Origin of the sequence: Aquirufa echingensis, assembly GCF_042714525.1 — a bacterium.
In the GTDB taxonomy this organism is placed as follows: Bacteria; Bacteroidota; Bacteroidia; order Cytophagales; family Spirosomataceae; genus Aquirufa; species Aquirufa echingensis.
The window spans coordinates 442,881-459,511 of sequence record NZ_JBBKYA010000001.1 but is presented as its reverse complement, the minus strand read 5'-3'; the positions used below and the strand labels follow the sequence as shown (position 1 = coordinate 459,511).

The 16,631-nt window shown below is 43.0% G+C and carries 14 protein-coding genes; 5 read left to right on the top strand and 9 right to left on the bottom strand.

The window, feature by feature from the left end; genetic code table 11:
- Positions 1-812 precede the first annotated feature (812 nt).
- A complete protein-coding gene (fbaA, locus tag SKC38_RS01965) occupies positions 813-1,895 on the top strand; it encodes a class II fructose-bisphosphate aldolase (RefSeq protein WP_377974633.1) in 1,083 nt (360 codons plus the stop codon).
- Between the two features lie 104 nt (positions 1,896-1,999).
- Here the strand turns inward: fbaA and SKC38_RS01960 are convergent, their stop codons facing one another.
- The 7 genes from SKC38_RS01960 to SKC38_RS01930 all read right to left on the bottom strand — a co-directional run bounded on the left by SKC38_RS01960 (position 2,000) and on the right by SKC38_RS01930 (position 7,566).
- Positions 2,000-2,611 carry a transposase gene (locus SKC38_RS01960; RefSeq protein WP_377974632.1) on the bottom strand — a complete coding sequence of 204 codons (612 nt, stop codon included), beginning with the start codon at positions 2,609-2,611 and terminating at the stop codon, positions 2,000-2,002.
- 163 nt (positions 2,612-2,774) lie between these two features.
- Positions 2,775-3,350: a precorrin-2 dehydrogenase/sirohydrochlorin ferrochelatase family protein gene (locus tag SKC38_RS01955; protein ID WP_377974630.1), complete on the bottom strand. Its 576-nt coding sequence runs from the start codon at positions 3,348-3,350 to the stop codon at positions 2,775-2,777.
- A 3-nt stretch (positions 3,351-3,353) separates the two neighbouring features.
- A complete protein-coding gene (gene rlmN / locus SKC38_RS01950; protein ID WP_377974628.1) occupies positions 3,354-4,394 on the bottom strand; it encodes a dual-specificity RNA methyltransferase RlmN in 1,041 nt (346 codons plus the stop codon).
- A complete protein-coding gene (locus SKC38_RS01945) occupies positions 4,395-4,847 on the bottom strand; it encodes a GatB/YqeY domain-containing protein (RefSeq protein WP_377974626.1) in 453 nt (150 codons plus the stop codon).
- Between the two features lies 1 nt (position 4,848).
- On the bottom strand, positions 4,849-6,369 hold the full coding sequence (locus SKC38_RS01940) for a GH3 auxin-responsive promoter family protein (RefSeq protein ID WP_377974624.1): 1,521 nt from the start codon (positions 6,367-6,369) through the stop codon (positions 4,849-4,851).
- A gap of 2 nt (positions 6,370-6,371) precedes the next feature.
- Positions 6,372-7,235, bottom strand: a complete 864-nt coding sequence (locus SKC38_RS01935; protein ID WP_377974623.1) for a glycerophosphodiester phosphodiesterase family protein — start codon at positions 7,233-7,235, stop codon at positions 6,372-6,374.
- A gap of 1 nt (position 7,236) precedes the next feature.
- A complete protein-coding gene (locus tag SKC38_RS01930; RefSeq protein ID WP_377974621.1) occupies positions 7,237-7,566 on the bottom strand; it encodes a DUF4296 domain-containing protein in 330 nt (109 codons plus the stop codon).
- 106 nt (positions 7,567-7,672) lie between these two features.
- Here SKC38_RS01930 and SKC38_RS01925 point away from each other — a divergent pair, with 106 nt between their 5' ends.
- The 4 genes from SKC38_RS01925 (at position 7,673) to ispE (ending at position 11,203) form a co-directional block, all read left to right on the top strand.
- Positions 7,673-8,536, top strand: coding sequence for a DUF58 domain-containing protein (locus SKC38_RS01925; RefSeq protein WP_377974619.1), 864 nt, complete (start codon positions 7,673-7,675; stop codon positions 8,534-8,536).
- On the top strand, positions 8,533-9,402 hold the full coding sequence (locus SKC38_RS01920) for a hypothetical protein (protein WP_377974617.1): 870 nt from the start codon (positions 8,533-8,535) through the stop codon (positions 9,400-9,402). Before SKC38_RS01925 ends, SKC38_RS01920 begins: the two co-directional genes overlap by 4 nt.
- Before the next feature lie 230 nt (positions 9,403-9,632).
- On the top strand, positions 9,633-10,391 hold the full coding sequence (locus tag SKC38_RS01915; RefSeq protein WP_377974615.1) for a VWA domain-containing protein: 759 nt from the start codon (positions 9,633-9,635) through the stop codon (positions 10,389-10,391).
- 2 nt (positions 10,392-10,393) lie between these two features.
- Positions 10,394-11,203 (top strand): 4-(cytidine 5'-diphospho)-2-C-methyl-D-erythritol kinase, encoded by an 810-nt coding sequence (gene ispE, locus SKC38_RS01910; RefSeq protein WP_377974613.1) that lies wholly within the window; start codon positions 10,394-10,396, stop codon positions 11,201-11,203.
- On the opposite strand, the gene SKC38_RS01905 is transcribed toward ispE, so the two are convergent.
- Together SKC38_RS01905 and SKC38_RS01900 are read right to left on the bottom strand one after the other, a co-directional pair.
- A complete protein-coding gene (locus SKC38_RS01905; protein ID WP_377974612.1) occupies positions 11,200-12,309 on the bottom strand; it encodes an efflux RND transporter periplasmic adaptor subunit in 1,110 nt (369 codons plus the stop codon). The two genes, ispE and SKC38_RS01905, sit on opposite strands and share 4 nt — an antisense overlap.
- Positions 12,302-16,612 carry a CusA/CzcA family heavy metal efflux RND transporter gene (locus SKC38_RS01900; RefSeq protein WP_377974610.1) on the bottom strand — a complete coding sequence of 1,437 codons (4,311 nt, stop codon included), beginning with the start codon at positions 16,610-16,612 and terminating at the stop codon, positions 12,302-12,304. The genes SKC38_RS01905 and SKC38_RS01900 overlap by 8 nt, the downstream gene beginning before the upstream one ends.
- Positions 16,613-16,631: the final 19 nt, after the last annotated feature.

Here is a 16,631-nt window from a genome sequence, read left to right as displayed (position 1 = left end):
GGGCATTCAACTTGTACTAACCAATACCAGTTCTGACACAAAAATCGAGCTTACCTCAATTTAAACCCTGTTTCGACCCGCATTTTTGTGTTTAAAATAAATTCGAGAAGTTCTGCCAACCTCTTTCGGAATTGAAAACTGCGTTTGTCGAACGGGAGTGCAAAGGTACAGAAAAATATATTACGTGCAAGAGGTTGAGTAAAAATATTTTGAAAATCAGGGAATTAGGTGAAAGTCGCTAGTCATTAGTCGTCAGTCACTAGTGGTCAGTGGTCAGTCCGGAGGGAAATAGTCCGGAGGTAGTAAGGTAACTATATCAGGCAATAAAAATATTACGCATTTCATAATAGTAGTTTGCCCTAACAAAATACAGCCCACAATCTCCCTTCGGACTGACCACTTGCAACTGACAACTGCCTCCGGACTTCGGACTATTTCCCTTCGGACTGACCACTTGCAACTGACAACTGCCTCCGGACTTCGGACTATTTCCCTCCGGACTGACCACGGCAACTGAGAACTGCCTGCGGACCTCGGACTATCTCCCTGCGGACTCCGGACTGATCACTGACTACTGAACACTAACTACTAACTTTGGACTCTTGACTAGCGACTAGTGACTGACGACTGATTCCTGACTACCTCCCTCCGGACTACGGACTGATCACAGGCTACTGACAACTGACCCCTAGCTCCTAAAATTGTATTTTTCTCATTTTGTTGCCTAGAAATTGAACTTATTTTAGTATTTTTGGCCATTACTTGCTGAATATCAGGTACTTTATATTTATTTCCCAAGAAAAAAAATCATTATGTCAAGTTTATCCACACAAAAAGGAGTATTGCATGGAGATGCGGTTCAAGAGTTATTTGAAATCGCTAAGAAAAATCAATTTGCATTACCTGCAGTAAACGTTACCGGTACAGATACAGTAAATGCTGTATTAGAAGCAGCTAAAGCTGTTAACTCTCCAGTAATCATTCAATTTTCAAATGGTGGCGGTATTTTCTACGCAGGAAAGACCCTTTCAAACGAAAATCAAGCAGCTGCAATCGCAGGTTCTATCTCAGGTGCTTACCACGTTCACCAAATGGCGAAAGCTTACGGTGTTCAAGTTGTGTTACACACTGACCACTGTGCTAAGAAACTTTTACCTTGGATCGACGGTCTTTTGGACGCAGGTGAAAAATTCTTCGCGGAGACAGGCCAACCATTATTCTCCTCTCACATGATAGATTTGTCTGAAGAGCCTTTGGAAGAAAACTTAGAAATCTGTGCAAAATACCTAAAACGCATGTCTAAAATGGGCATGACACTTGAAATCGAATTAGGTGTTACAGGTGGTGAAGAAGATGGCGTTGATAATTCTGACGTTGATTCATCTAAATTATATACACAACCCGAAGAAGTTGCTTACGCTTACGAAGTGTTGAGCAAAATCTCACACCGTTTCACAATCGCTGCGGCATTCGGAAACGTACACGGCGTTTACAAACCAGGTAACGTAAAATTACAACCGGTAATCTTGAAAAACTCTCAAGAGTTCATCAAAGAAAAGTATAGCCTAACTGCTGAGAAGCCAATCAACTTCGTATTCCACGGTGGTTCAGGTTCTTCTCGCGAAGAAATCCGTGAAGCTTTATCTTATGGTGCTATCAAAATGAACATTGACACAGATACACAATGGGCATTCTGGGAAGGTATCTTAAACTTCTACAAAGCGAACGAAGCTTACTTGCAAGGTCAAATCGGTAACCCAACGGGCGACGATTCTCCAAACAAGAAATATTATGACCCACGTGTTTGGTTACGTAAGGGCGAAGAAACTTTGGTAGCTCGTTTAAAAACAGCTTTCGAAGACTTGAACGCAACGAATGCGAATCAATACTTATAATCTTTCGAGGTTTTTAATTCAAAAGGGGGCTGCTGTGCAGCCCCCTTTTTTTTCCCTTTGCCAATCCTTCAAGGTTTGGCAAAGGTACACGGAGGAAAGTTTTTTTAATCTTCATCATCTGATAAAAATGAGCGAATATCAACTTCTTGATTTTCGTTCAAATGAAATTGTTGGAATTCATAAAGACTCCCAAACCATTCAATCACAAAGTTCCGATCTACAACAGAATCACTTGGCTTAACAATATATTTATATGAACTCCAATCCCAAGTTCTAAAATCAGCACACAGCTTATTCTTCTCAGGATTCACATGGATATACTGAATCAGATAAGTCAAATAATGATTATCTCCAATCAATACCCGCTTAAATGGCCCTTCAAACAAAGACCCAGTCCGCGTATGCCGCTTATTAAACGCCATTGCATAAGTCCTGAAAAATATTTTTAGCCGCTCAGCGACCAACTCATGCTCCGTGCGACCCTTCAACTGTTCCGCACTAAAATACCGCACCCGAACCAAAAAGTGAAAATGATTCGCATTTAGACTGTACGAAATTACATCCAAATACCCACCCAGGTAGCGTTTCCACAAATGCATAAAATAATGATAATTCGAGCGCGACTTGAACATCAGCTTCCGATCAATCGCCCGATTATAAATATGATAATAGTTCCCCGAATGAAATCGAGTCAAATAATGAGATAAATGTGACATAGTATAGTGATTAGATTTTCACTAAAACTAGGCACCTCACACGAAAAATAAATACGATTAAATCAATTTACCAAGAACTTGGTAATCGCACAGAAATCAAAAAAAATTGGAATCTCACCCGTACCTTTGCCAAACCTTGGAGGATTGGCAAAGGTAAAGGATGCTACTTTCGAAAAACCAAATCTTTCGTCAGCTCATTCAAGGCCTTAATCTTCGCCTGAAAATCCCCCTTCAGCGTCTTTCGAACCGCCTCCATTCCCTCCAAACCCTCTTGTATCTCATCCGGAATCACATCCTCCAAAAATGCTCGAATTCGCTTCGCCAAAGTAGGTGACTTCCCATTCGTAGAAATCGCGATCTTCAAATCACCCTTCTGCACAATCGACCCCAAATAAAAATCACATAAGTCCGGCGTATCCGCCACGTTACACAATAAATGACGTTCGACACACGCTGCCTTTATCCCAACATGCAATTCCCGATTATCCGTCGCACAAACTACCAAGTCCCGACCATCCAAATCCGATAACTCAAACGCCCGCTCACATACCAATACCTGCGGATATTCATTCAAAAACTCCAACGTCTCTGGCCGAAACATTGGCGCGACCATTGTCACTTGAGCACTTGGTGAATTCCGCAACAAAGCCGAAGCTTTTTCCAAAGCCACGTTCCCTCCACCCACGACAAGCGTGTTCAAACGGTCCAACTTTAAAAATATGGGAAAAAGCTCGTTCATGGCTTATTTTTTACCTGCCAACTGCCCGCAGGCCGCATCGATATCTTTGCCTCTCGACCGACGAACATTCACAATCATTTTCTTACTCTCTAAGAACGCCGTAAACTTCGCCAAAGCATCCGCCTCTGCATTCACAAAATCTGCCTGCTTGATCGGATTATATTCAATAATGTTAATCTTACACGGCAAGTGACGCGCGAATTCATACAATTCCTTCGCATCTTCCACCGAATCATTGAACTTATTAAACATGATATACTCGAGCGTAATCTCATTCTCCGTCTTCTCGTAAAAATACCGCAAAGCCTCCGAAAGGGCCTCCAACGTATTCGACTCGTTGATCGGCATAATGCGATTCCGCTTCTCATCATTCGCCGCATGTAAGGATAAAGCCAAATTAAACTTCACCTGATCATCCCCCAACTTCTTGATCATCTTCGCAATTCCAGCCGTCGAAACCGTAATTCGACGAGATGCCATCCCCAAACCTTCCGGCGAAGTAATCATCTCAATCGAAGCTAACACATTGGCATAATTCAACAAAGGCTCCCCCATCCCCATATAAACAATATTGGTCAAAGGAATCCCATATTTCTCCTGCGCCTGATCACGAATCAGCACCACCTGATCATAAATCTCAAATGCCTCCAAATTCCGCTTCCGATCCATGTAACCTGTCGCACAAAAGCTGCAGGTCAATGAGCATCCCACCTGCGACGAAACACATGCCGTCATACGCTCACGCGTCGGAATCAACACCCCCTCAATCAAATGTGCATCATGCAGCGCAAAACTCGACTTAATCGTCCGATCCGTACTCACCTGCATTTCCGCAGTCGTCACACATTGTAAATCAAATTCAGTCTCCAACCACTCACGAGTTGTTTTTGGAATATTCGCCATGGCTTCAAACGAGCGCACCGACTTCTTCCAAATCCATTCATAAACCTGTTTGGCACGAAACGCAGGCTCCCCATGCTGAAGCATTTCCTGCTTCAACGCATCCAAACTCAAATTCCGTATCGCCCGTTTCGTCACTTCCATCTATTTTTTTAATAATTCGCCTACCTTCACCGAAATCGCCTTCCCATCAGCTAAACCTGCTAATTGCTTCGAAGCCGCACCCATCACCTTACCCATATCAGCTGGACTCGTAGCGCCTACAGCCGCAATGATTTCAGCAATGCGCGTCGTTAATTCCTCTTCAGATAATTGTTTGGGTAAAAACTCTTCGATAATCGACAATTCAGCTTGTTCCTTCTCCGCTAAATCCGGACGATTTTGAGTTACATACACGTCCAACGAATCTTTCCGTTGCTTAGCAGCCTTCATCAAAATCTTCATTTCCGCATCAGCCGAAAGGCCATCTGCATTCGAGCCCGAAGTCTCCTCTAGTAAAATCATCGATTTAATCGCACGTAACGCACGTAAACGATCTGCATCTTTTGCACGCATAGCATCTTTGATGCCTGCCTCAATTGTTTCTTTTAAAGCCATGTTATTGATTAATATGAGCCAAAACTCCTTCTAAAAATTCGCGGTGATTACTCAAACGAGGCACCTTGTGTTGACCCCCTAATTTACCTCGACTCCGCATCCACGCATAAAATGTACCTGCAGGTGCTTCATGAATATTAGGTGACCCCAAAACCAAATCATAAGAACGCTTCGCATCATAATCCGAATTGTTCGCACGCAAGGTTTCGTCTAACACAGCCACAAAGGTACGCAAATCTTTTGGCGCACGCGAAAATTCAATCACCCATTCGTGACTTCCCCGTTTTCCACCATCCATATAGGCCGGCGCCGCCGTATAATCCTTAATTTCGGCATCTGTCGCCCGACATGCCGCCGCGACAGCCTGTTCTGCATTTTCAATAATTAGTTCTTCCCCAAATGCATTAATGAAATGCTTTGTTCTCCCTGAAATTTTGATGCGATAAGGGCTCAAAGAAGTAAAACGCACAGTATCTCCAATCTTATACCTCCACAAACCAGAATTTGTCGTAATCACGACCGCATAATTCACCCCCAACTCAACCCGCTCCAATGGAACAATCGAGTCATGCTCCTCACCCTTTTCCCCAATCGGAATAAATTCATAAAAAATGCCGTAGTCCAACATCAACAGCATCTCATCTGGACGATTCAAATCATCCTGAATGCCAAAAAATCCCTCCGATGCATTGTAAATCTCCAGAAAGCGAACTTCCGAAGATGGAAAAATATGCGACTTGAACAAATCCCGGTAAGGCCCAAAAGCTACAGCTCCATGAACCAAAAATTCAAAATTTGGCCAAACCTCCAAAATGGATTGCTTGCCCGTTATTTCCAAAATCTTCTCGATCAACACCAATGTCCAAGTAGGAACCCCCAAAATACTCGTCACATTTTCCTGCGATGTCTCCAGCGCCATCTTCTCAATCTTCTGATCCCAATCACCCATTAATGCGACATCCAAAGAAGGCGTCCGAATCATCTGTGCCCAAATAGGCAAATTCTTCATCACCACGGCTGAAACATCCCCCATCAACATGCTCGAATTCATGGAATCCGAAGTTAAGCTTCCTCCAATCGAAAGGCCTTTGCCTTCAAAAATCTTCGTCTCAGGCTTATTTTGAATCAATAACGTAATCATGTCCTTCCCGCCCATCATGTGGCACTCCTCTAACGATTCCTTCGAAACGGGAATAAACTTACTCCGTGCATTCGTGGTACCAGAGGATTTAGAAAACCAATTAATCGGTGTAGACCACAACACTTGCTGCTCCCCTTGCATCATCCGCTCGATATAGGGAAAAAGCTCTTCATAGGTCGAAATAGGTACCCTTTGGCGAAACGTCTCATAAGAGGTAAAATCCTCATACCCATATTTCGTCCCCCACTCCGTTTCTCGTCCCTCCGTAATTAATCGACTTAATCCATCAAATTGCAAGTCCAAAGGCCGCTCATAAATTGCCTCAATCCGCGGCATCCGCCGCTTCATAAACCACAATAAAGTCTCGTTAAACAAGGACATAATTAATGAATCTTGGGCGCGCGGTTTGGATAGTCAGTGATGATGCCATCAACCCCTAAAGCAATAAATTGCTGCATCTGCTCCTTGGTATTTATTGTCCAAGGAATCACCTGCATGCCTTTGGCATGACAAAACTGAATCATGTCAGCTGTCAAATATTGATAACTCGAACTGTAAATCGAAGGTGTAAAGCCTAAGGTATCCAATACAAATTGTGGCTTTTCGGATTCTACGAGGGCCGACAAGCGTACTTCGGGATACGTTTGGTGATAATAGGTCAAAACAGACATATCGAAACTTTGTAATATGAAAAATTCGTTAGCCACATATTTATAAATCTGACGCTGCACCACGTCAGCAAACTCCTTCACAGTTGCCGGCTGGGATTTGCCGTATTCCCCTGGCTCCGACTTAATCTCTATGTTATAATAAACAGCCTCCCCAGTTTTTTTGCGAAATGCTTCACCCAATGCGAGTACCTCAGCAAGCAAGGGTTTATACGTTGGCACCGCTTTCTGCTCTAAAAACAAGCTATTTCCTCGCTTCCCCACATCAAAACGTTTGATCTCCGCATAAGGCATTTGGTATAAATTCAAGGTCGATTCTTCCGATCGAATGACAGCCTCGCCCGACGGATGACTCGCATAACGCGCATTCATGTAAGGCTCATGACTTACGACCACTTTGCCGTCGGCAGATAATACAACATCCATTTCCAATACGCGCACGCCTAGATCCAGCGCATGCTGGAAAGCAGGCAAAGAATTCTCTGGAAATAATCCCCGACAACCACGATGCCCTTGAATAAATGGAATTTGTGCCATAACAGAAGTACTAAACAAGATTAAAATGAGTAGAATTTTCATCCTATTTTTTCGATTGTTGCTTTTTGGCCAAGGCCGCATTCACCTTTTTGTATAAATCAATAAAATCCTGCGGCTCTTGTACATAGGAAGCAAAACTCTTAGCAAATCGCGTAGAGTCGATGCCATGCCTTTTTAATGTCGCGCGCTCCAGGCGGTTATAAAGAATAACCGAAGTATCTGCACTCACAATATTCATCGCGCTAACTTTGCCCTCATCCAAATGAATATCCGCTAAAATGTCAGCCATTTGGTCTTCTGAAAGCCTATTTGTGGGAGTCGAATCCGAACAGGCCCAACACAACAACAAGAGAATAAAAATGTAAAATCGCATAAACCAAATTTGATACAAATTAGAAAGCTTTTCTCGCTTTTCATCCAAAATGCTCAAAAAATAGGTAATTTAGCAAGATTCTAAGGCTAAATTTCAGCAAACAGAAGTGGACATTCAATCATTCCTTTCTCGCATTGTACAACTGGAAATTCGCATTCGTAAGGCGATAAACACCCAAATGCACGGCAACTTTTCCTCTATTTTTAAGGGGTCAGGATTGGAATTTAGTGACCTCAGACAATACCATTACGGCGACGACGTTCGCCACATCGACTGGAACACAACAGCCAAAGGCCATGGCACTTTTGTTAAGCTCTTTAAAGAGGAAAAAGAACAAACCGTTTTCTTTTTATTAGATGTTAGTGCCTCCCAACTCGTAGGAAAACGAAATAAAAGCAAACTAAACACCCTCAAGGAAGTTGCCGGTGTGCTCGCCTTCTCCGCCATGCAAGAAGCTGGGCATATAGGGTTTTGTGCATATTCCGACCAAAATGAGAAGTTTATGGCAACGGGTGCCGGGAAAAAACATGGGTACAAAACCATTTCCGAAATATTCAAATTAGAACCTGTCGGTTTAGGCACGGATTTAAAAGCGGGGCTAAAGTTTACCCTGCAAGCCCTAAAACGCAAAAGCCTCGTGTTTGTCTTATCAGACTTTATCGACGAAAACTACCAAGATTTATTGAGGGCATTAGCCTCAAAACACGATTTGGTCGTGGTGCATTTTCAGGACAACATGGAATCTCAATTGCCGAAAATGGGAATTGTTCCTATATACGATCCTGAGCGCCGACAAACTACTTGGGTGAATACCTCTGCGAGCACTTTTCGTGAGCAGTTAAAAGATAATTTCCAAGCGTATGATGCGCTAAAAAATTCCTGCAAACAATGGCAAGCTGATTATGTTGGCATCCGCGCCGGAGAAGATTTTGTTCCAGCATTGGTGAAACTTTTTAATGTGCGAAAATGATGCAGCAAGAACAAGCCATTCGAGTACAAGGTCGCTTTTTAGAAGATTCAGCGAAAATAGGACAGGACATTCATTATGTGCTGCGCGTGTCGCATACAGCCCAGCAAGAGATTTTTTTCCCGAGCATCAATCAAACCTATGGCGTTTTCAAGCCAATAAAAAAAGACTATTTCCCTACGAAAACGACGGACGGGAATATCAGTGTGGATTCGGCTGTGTACACGTTTCGGCAATTCACGATTCAAGATTATCAAACCCTGCGCATCCCTGTTGCTATCCAAACAGAACAGGATTGTACATTTGTTTCAGCCGCTCAGGATACGATATACTTGAAACGCTTGATGCCAAATGCTAAGCAGGTAAATATAGATTCGCTTATTCAAACCATTCCCATTAGTCCCCTAAAACCGAAGCCAGATTTACGGAATTTAACCTTGGGTGCGTTCAGTATTTTAATTGCTTTGGGGCTTATTTATTGGTTATTGGGCAATCGGATTCGGCAAGGCTTTAAACTTTACCTGCTTTGGAGAAAGAATTTAGAGTTTCGACGTGCTTATCAGCGCCTCATGCGTAATATTTCAAATTCAACTAAAGGTTTACAGAATTTAGAGAACGCGGCAGCACTTTGGAAAAATTACTTGGAGCAAATGACGGATATCCCATTCGCGACTTTCACAACCACCGAAATGGTCGACAATTTACCCGACAAACGCTTGGAGAAAACCCTACAAGAAGTGGATTCCGCGATTTATGGGGGTAATTTTTCTGCCCGAACCTTGGAAGCAATCAAGGTATTACTGGAGATAGCCGAAACCGTTTATTTACAAGAAAGAGCGAAAATTAACCAAGAAGTCAAGCGATCATGAAATTCAACCTCTTCTATTCTTGGCACCAGTTAAAATCGATTTTTTCCTATTCCTGGGAAAATTCACTCTACCTATACCTATTACCATTGCCTTTGATTATCATCCTTATCCGATTATTAGTCAAAAGAAAAAATCAGGCACGCATTGTCCTTTCATTCAAAGCCCCTTTTAAACAACATAAACTAACCCGTATCCTGACATTTTTGCCAGACGCCGTCTTGAGTTTATGCATGATTTCACTGATCATCGCACTCGCAGATCCCTATAAATCCATCTACCATACGCGCATACAGCAAGAAGGGGTGGACATCGCTTTGGGACTTGATATTTCTTCGTCAATGTTGACCAAAGATGTTCAACCCTCCCGCCTAGCCATCGCGAAACAAACGGCTCAAGCATTTATCTTAGGACGCACTTATGATCAAATTGCCCTCGTTGCCTTTGCTGGTGCTCCTTACCTAGCAAGTCCCATAACATCCGATAGCAGCTTCCTTTCCTATGCATTGCGAGGCTTGTCGAATCAAGATATCACCGAAGAAGGAACCGCATTGGGCGATGCGCTCGGAATGTGCATCAATCAAATTCGAGAGGAAGCAAATCCTAAAAAAATCATTATTCTAATCAGCGACGGGAATAATACGGCCGGAAATTTAGATCCACTCACCTCTGCCGAATTAGCGAAAACCTTTAAAATAAAAGTTTACACGATTGCCGTAGGAAGTTTAAAAGCAAGCCTAGACCCGGTGGATGAGAGCACCTTGCGGTTAATCGCCCAACATTCCAATGGAAAGTTTTACCGGGCAACTGACAAACAAACCTTGCAAGCCGTTTTCAAAGAAATTGATATCATGGAAAAATCACGCAAATTGTTAATCAAAGATGTTGAACATCAATCAGCCGCACCTTTATTTTTCCAATTGGCCTTTCTCCTTTTCTTCATCAACCTGCTATTAAAAGTCATCGGCATCAGTAACACTTTAGAAGACTAATTATGATCTTATTTCCAAACGCCAAAATCAATTTAGGGCTATATGTTACCGAAAAAAGAACGGATGGTTTTCACAATCTATCGACGTGTTTCTATCCTGCGCCATGGTCGGATATTTTAGAAATCACACCGAGCAGCACCTTTGAATTCAGCACATCTGGATTAGCTATTTCGGGAAAATTGGAAACTAATTTATGTTACCGCGCATTTATGCTGTTAATAGAGGCTTTCAATATAGCCCCGGTTCATATTCATCTACATAAAGTCATCCCCATGGGAGCGGGTTTAGGAGGCGGTTCATCCGACGCGGCATTCACCTTGATGGGACTTCGTGACATGTTCAAATTGCCTTTAACAAACGTCGATTTGATTCCCTATGCCCAAAAACTAGGAAGTGATTGTGCTTTTTTCTTATTCAATCAAGCCCAGTTAGGTTCTGAGAAAGGAGATGTTCTCTCCCCGATTGAACTATCATTAACAGGGAAGTTTTTGGTGATGGTTTACCCCAATTTTGGTATATCGACGCAAGAAGCCTATGCAGGAATTAAGCCTAAAAAAGCCCGTAAAAACTGGGAGAAGCAATTAACAAAACCCTTAGAAACATGGAAAGAGACCATTTCAAATGATTTTGAAAATAGTCTCTTCCCTACTTATCCACAATTAGTGGAAATCAAAAATGAATTATATGCCCTAGGCGCACAATATGCGGCGATGAGTGGCTCAGGCTCCACAATCTTTGGTTTATTTGATCAAGAAGTCAAACTACCTGAAAGTTGGAAAGCCTTTCAAACCTGGTCGGGCCTATTGCCTTAGTCTTTCGCAAAAATAGCCTCCAAAGCTGATGCACCACGGATGACCACTTTTCCTTCCGGCATTTCCTTTGTAGGGCGAATCCCCACCCATTCCATATCTGCACTTCTGACCTCAACTGGAATTTGCGCCATCGTACCATCTGTTTTCTCAACATAAATGTAGCCTCCTTTGCCCACGCGTGCCAAGCCCGCTTGAGGAATGCTCAAAACCTTTTGTTCGCCCACTTGAATGATGGCATTGACAAACTGGCCTACGGTGAACTTTTGCTCATCCGAGTCAATCGAAAAATGCCCATGAACAGGTGTCAGGCGTGTATTCATATCCACTTGCTTGCCCACTAAGAATACTTTCCCCGTCGATTTGTTTCCATCTCCCTCAAATTGGATGGTTTGACCAATTCTAAGTTTAGCGAGATCCCGCTCAAAAACCTTCAGTTCCACATGCTTATGCGCAACACCCACAATCTTAACCAGAACATCCGTTGGCGTAATATATTTGCCTATCGCCAAGGATTGATCCTGAATAAAGCCATCGATAGGTGACTTCAGCGTCAGGTTCGAACTCATTTTCCCTTGTGCCAAAGCTTGCATATCACAACCTAAAATTTCCAATTTCATCGCTAATGCACGCGAAACGGCCTGAAGATTTCCCAATTCTGCCTCCGCTTGTTGGTATTTTTTCTTAGACCCCACCTCCTCTTGCTGCAAAACTTGTTGGCGCGAACGCTCATTCGTCAGCAAACTCATTTGGCTTTGCGCCTGCAAATATTCTTGTTGCATCTGAATATAATCCATGCTTGTGATGGTGGCTAATACCTGCCCTTTTGAAACCTGCTTACCCGGTAAAACCTCAATCGTAGACTTGACATAACCCGCAATAGGCAAGGATACCGAAGCCAATGAAATTGGGGGGACATCCACTAAACCTGTACAGAATACGCTTTCGGCCATAGATTTCTCTTCCAATGTACCGAACTCAATGCCTGCATTTTGTTTTTGCTCGGCGGTCAATTTAATGGCAGTACTAACTGCGCTGGTTTCAGTGGCTTTTTCTTTTCCACAGCTGGCCAACAAAATGACCAATGATAATGCGATTAACTTATTCATTTCCTAAAATGGTTTCAATTTGTACGATTGACTGATTATATGCCAATACCTCTTGTAAATATTGTTCACGAATTTGCCAAGCCTGCTGCGTGTTTTGCAACATCTCCACATATTCAATTTCGCCCTGTTGGTAACTTTTCAAGGCGGTTAATTCCAACCATGCCGCTTGTGCTAAGCCGGTTTGTTGGAAATAATTAATTCCATTCAAATGCTTTTCCAATTGAACGAACTGGCTAGACAATTCAGCACTAAGCTGAGATATGCCTTGTTCTTTTTGACTCGCCAAATACAATTCATTGTTTTCAGCAGCTTTGATACGAGCCTTTTGTGCTTTGGCAAAAATAGGAATGGAAATCCCCGCCTGGATAAAATTTTGACCCGTATAATTTTCTATACTTTGCGTAACGGCCCCTACCCGAATGTCAGGCAAGAGCTTATGGCGTTCTACATCTGTCAACAATTTTCCGTGTTGAATTTGCTCGTCAAACAACTGGATGGCCGGCATCGAGGCAATATCTTTCCCTTTCTGAAGCGTCATCGTGATTGATTCATCTCCTTGGATTTCAAAAGGTGTAGGATGATTAATCCAATAAGCTAGCTGTGCATAATTGGCCTTCATATCCAAGCTCAACGCAGCTTGCTTTTGCTGAAATTCACGCAAACGCGCTTCTGCAGCAACAAATTCAAGTTTCCCCGTTTCACCTTCCTTGTACTTCAAACTGGCAGCTCGTCGCATTTGGACATATAAGCTATCTTGTTTTTTCAAGAACGCCGACTGCTTTTGTTGGACTAATAGTTGGTAATAATACCATTTCACGCTAGCGGCCACGAGGCTTTTTGTGATGGCCAAACGTTTCTCAGCAATCATTTTCTGTGAACTCAACGCTTTGACTTGCGCTTTCAATAAACTAGGCCATGGAATACTTTGGTTGGCCACGACCGTGTAATCCTGACTAAAGTAGGTTTGCGTTTTGCCATATTGAAAATCAAGCGTCCCTTTGGGAAGCTCTCGACCCGTGGCAATGAGCGCATCAGCCGTTTGAACCTCCAAACCTCCTGAGCGAATCAAACTGTTCTTTTGCAACGCCTCTGCTACACACTGATTCAAACTTAACTTAGGGGTTTGTGCTTGAGCGTTTGATAGGCCTAATCCTAAAAAGAATAAAACCAGTAAAGCACTTGTTGCTTTGCGCTCTTTTCTACCCATCAAAATCGAATAAACCACCGGTATCACAACCAAAGTTAAAAAAGTCGCCGTGATCAATCCACCAATTACAACAGTTGCCAAAGGTCTTTGCACCTCCGCTCCCGGTGAAGTACTTAGGGCCATCGGCAAGAAACCTAGAGAGGCAACGGCTGCCGTCATAATGACAGGACGGAAACGCAAGGCTAGCCCTTTTTGTAAACGCTCCTCGACAGAGAGGCCTTCATTTGCCAACTGCTTAAAGAATGATAATAGCACGATCCCATTCAGCACCGCGACACCAAACAAGGCGATAAAACCAATTCCCGCAGAAACGGAGAATGGCATTCCTCTCAACCATAATGCCCAAATCCCACCGATTGCCGATAAAGGAATGGCCAAATAAATGATGGATGCCTCTAAAAAGGATTGAAAAGTGAAAAACAAGAGTACGAAGATTAAGACCAAGGCAATAGGCACAACGAGTGCCAACCGAGATTTCGCAGCTTGTAAATTTTCAAAGGTTCCTCCATAGGTCACATAATAACCCGCTGGCAATACCACCTTTTCTTTCATGACTTTTTGAATATCAGCCACAACACTTTCCACGTCGCGATTTCGAACATTGATTCCAATCGTAATTCTGCGGTGCGTATCATCGCGTGAAACTTCCACAGGTGCGTTTTCGAAATCAACCTCAGCCACCTCTTGCAATGGAATCTGGCCTCCATTGGGTAACTCTACATACAATTCGCGGAGATTTTGAATGTCTTGTCGGTGCAAGGAATCCATCCGTACAACCAAATCAAATCGCTTTTCTCCCTCCATCACAATTCCAGCCGTTTCACCAGCAAAAGTTGTTTTAATCAATTGATTTATCGCCTGAACATTCAGTCCATATTGGGCTAATTTGGCCCGATTAAATTTCACGACTAATTGCGGAATCCCATCAATCTGCTGTACTTTGATATCACCTACCCCATCGATTTTACGGATGTAGCGAGATGCCTCTGTGGCATGCTCGAATAACAAACCTAAATCTTCTCCGAAAATCTTGATCGCGATATCCGACTTAACTCCAGCAATCAATTCATTAAAACGCATTTGAATCGGTTGGGTAAATTCGAAATTAACCTCTGGAAAAGCATTTAAGGCTTCATCCATTTTCGCTTCCAGCTCTTCAGGACTATGCGCTTTTTTCCATGCTGAAGGCTCTTTCAAAATAATTAACAAATCGCAGGCATTAATTCCCATGGGATCCGTAGGTATTTCGGAAGCCCCTATTCGAGAAACAACTTGCTTAATTTCATCCGGGAATTGCTTCATCAACAATTTTTGTGCCTCCGTATTCACATGAATACTTTGACTCAAAGAGGCGTTGGTAGGCAATACAACCTCCACCGCAAAATCCCCTTCATTCAATTCTGGAATAAATTCCCCACCCAAGGTGGTAAATAAGCCCACACTTCCTACGAGGAGTAAAGAAGATAGTATCATTACTATTTTCGGCTTGCTCAACGCCCAATCCACCATCGGTTTATAGCGGCTAAACATCGCATTCATAATACGATCCGCAATCGTAACCTTATGGTCAATCTTTTTGCTTAAAAATAAAGCAGATGCCATAGGCACATAGGTTAAGGAAAGAATCAACGCTCCCACAATGGCAAAGCTTACCGTTTGAGCCATCGGTCTAAACATTTTTCCTTCAATTCCCCCTAAAGCCATGATTGGGAAATACACAATCAAAATGATGATGACCCCAAAAGCTGCCGACTGGAATATCGCTTTGGCAGAAATTCCAACCTCTTCATCCATCTCATGTTGTGAAAGGACTTCTCCTTTTTTATGTGCATGGAGTCGATGAATAATGGATTCAACAATGATGACGGCTCCATCGACAATCAAACCAAAATCGATGGCCCCTAAGCTCATTAAGTTGGCCGAAACCCCAAAAATATGCATCATCGCAAAAGCGAAAAGCAAACACAAGGGAATAACAGAGGCCACAATTAAACCTGCACGGAAATTACCAAGCAATAATACCAAGATGAAAACGACGATTAGCCCCCCCTCGATTAGATTCTTTTCAACCGTGGAAATCGCCTTTCCAATCAGAACGCTACGATCTAAGAAAGGAACGATTTTAATCCCTTGTGGCATCGTTTTTTGAATTTCTTCCATGCGGACTTTCACATCCTTCACAACCTCATTCGCGCTGGCACCTTTGAGTAGTAACATCACCGCACCTACCACTTCGCCTTCTCCGTTTCGTGTCATGGCACCGTAGCGAACCGCTTTGCCAAACTGAACCGTCGCAACATCCTTCACGCGAATAGGCGTTCCGGCAGGGCCTCTTTGATCTACCACGACATTCTCTACATCAGTTAGGCTCGCGAGCATACCTTCCGTTCGGATGAAATACACATCGGTCCCTTTTTCGAGGTAACTACCTCCCGAATTGGAATTATTGTTTTCTAAGGCCGTAAAGATTTGATTGACCGTCACATGCATGGCACGAAGCCTTTCGGGGTTAACTGCAACTTCGTATTGCTTCAAATTCCCTCCAAAAGAAGAAACTTCCACAACTCCTGGAATTCCTAATAATTGACGTTTGACTATCCAATCTTGATACGTTCGCAAGTCGGATAACGAATACTGATCTTTAAATGCAGGATCAACTTCCAAGGTGTACTGAAAGAACTCACCAAGACCTGTTGTAATCGGAGCCATTTCGGGAACACCGGCACCTCGTAGCAAATACGGTTCTGCCCCCTTAAGTTTCTCAGAAACTTGTTGGCGCGCCACATCCATGGCGACGGCATCATCAAATACAACTGTGATGATGGAAAGTCCCATACGGGAAACAGAACGAATACCTTTGACATTTGGAATAGTCCGCAACGAAATCTCGAGCGGATAGGTGATGAACTTCTCCACTTCGGATGCTGCAAGTGCGGGCGATTGCGTGATGACCTGCACTTGATTCGAAGTGATGTCCGGAAGGGCATCGATAGGCAATTTACTGAGAGAATAGCCTCCCCAAAATATTAGCCCTAAGACAAATAAACCGACAACGAGTTTGTTGCGGATACTGAATGAAATGATGGAATTAATCATAGTGTATTATTACGTAAGA

Excerpts from the sequence above, each read along its gene's own strand:
- SKC38_RS01935 (WP_377974623.1), bottom strand. The coding sequence starts at position 7,235 with ATGAAAATTCTACTCATTTTAATCTTGTTTAGTACTTCTGTTATGGCA.
- SKC38_RS01940 (WP_377974624.1), bottom strand. The coding sequence starts at position 6,369 with ATGTCCTTGTTTAACGAGACTTTATTGTGGTTTATGAAGCGGCGGATG.
- SKC38_RS01945 (WP_377974626.1), bottom strand. The coding sequence starts at position 4,847 with ATGGCTTTAAAAGAAACAATTGAGGCAGGCATCAAAGATGCTATGCGT.
- fbaA (WP_377974633.1), top strand. The coding sequence starts at position 813 with ATGTCAAGTTTATCCACACAAAAAGGAGTATTGCATGGAGATGCGGTT.
- SKC38_RS01915 (WP_377974615.1), top strand. The coding sequence starts at position 9,633 with ATGATTTCACTGATCATCGCACTCGCAGATCCCTATAAATCCATCTAC.
- SKC38_RS01900 (WP_377974610.1), bottom strand. The coding sequence starts at position 16,612 with ATGATTAATTCCATCATTTCATTCAGTATCCGCAACAAACTCGTTGTC.
- SKC38_RS01955 (WP_377974630.1), bottom strand. The coding sequence starts at position 3,350 with ATGAACGAGCTTTTTCCCATATTTTTAAAGTTGGACCGTTTGAACACG.
- rlmN (WP_377974628.1), bottom strand. The coding sequence starts at position 4,394 with ATGGAAGTGACGAAACGGGCGATACGGAATTTGAGTTTGGATGCGTTG.
- SKC38_RS01905 (WP_377974612.1), bottom strand. The coding sequence starts at position 12,309 with ATGAATAAGTTAATCGCATTATCATTGGTCATTTTGTTGGCCAGCTGT.
- ispE (WP_377974613.1), top strand. The coding sequence starts at position 10,394 with ATGATCTTATTTCCAAACGCCAAAATCAATTTAGGGCTATATGTTACC.
- SKC38_RS01960 (WP_377974632.1), bottom strand. The coding sequence starts at position 2,611 with ATGTCACATTTATCTCATTATTTGACTCGATTTCATTCGGGGAACTAT.
- SKC38_RS01920 (WP_377974617.1), top strand. The coding sequence starts at position 8,533 with ATGATGCAGCAAGAACAAGCCATTCGAGTACAAGGTCGCTTTTTAGAA.
- SKC38_RS01930 (WP_377974621.1), bottom strand. The coding sequence starts at position 7,566 with ATGCGATTTTACATTTTTATTCTCTTGTTGTTGTGTTGGGCCTGTTCG.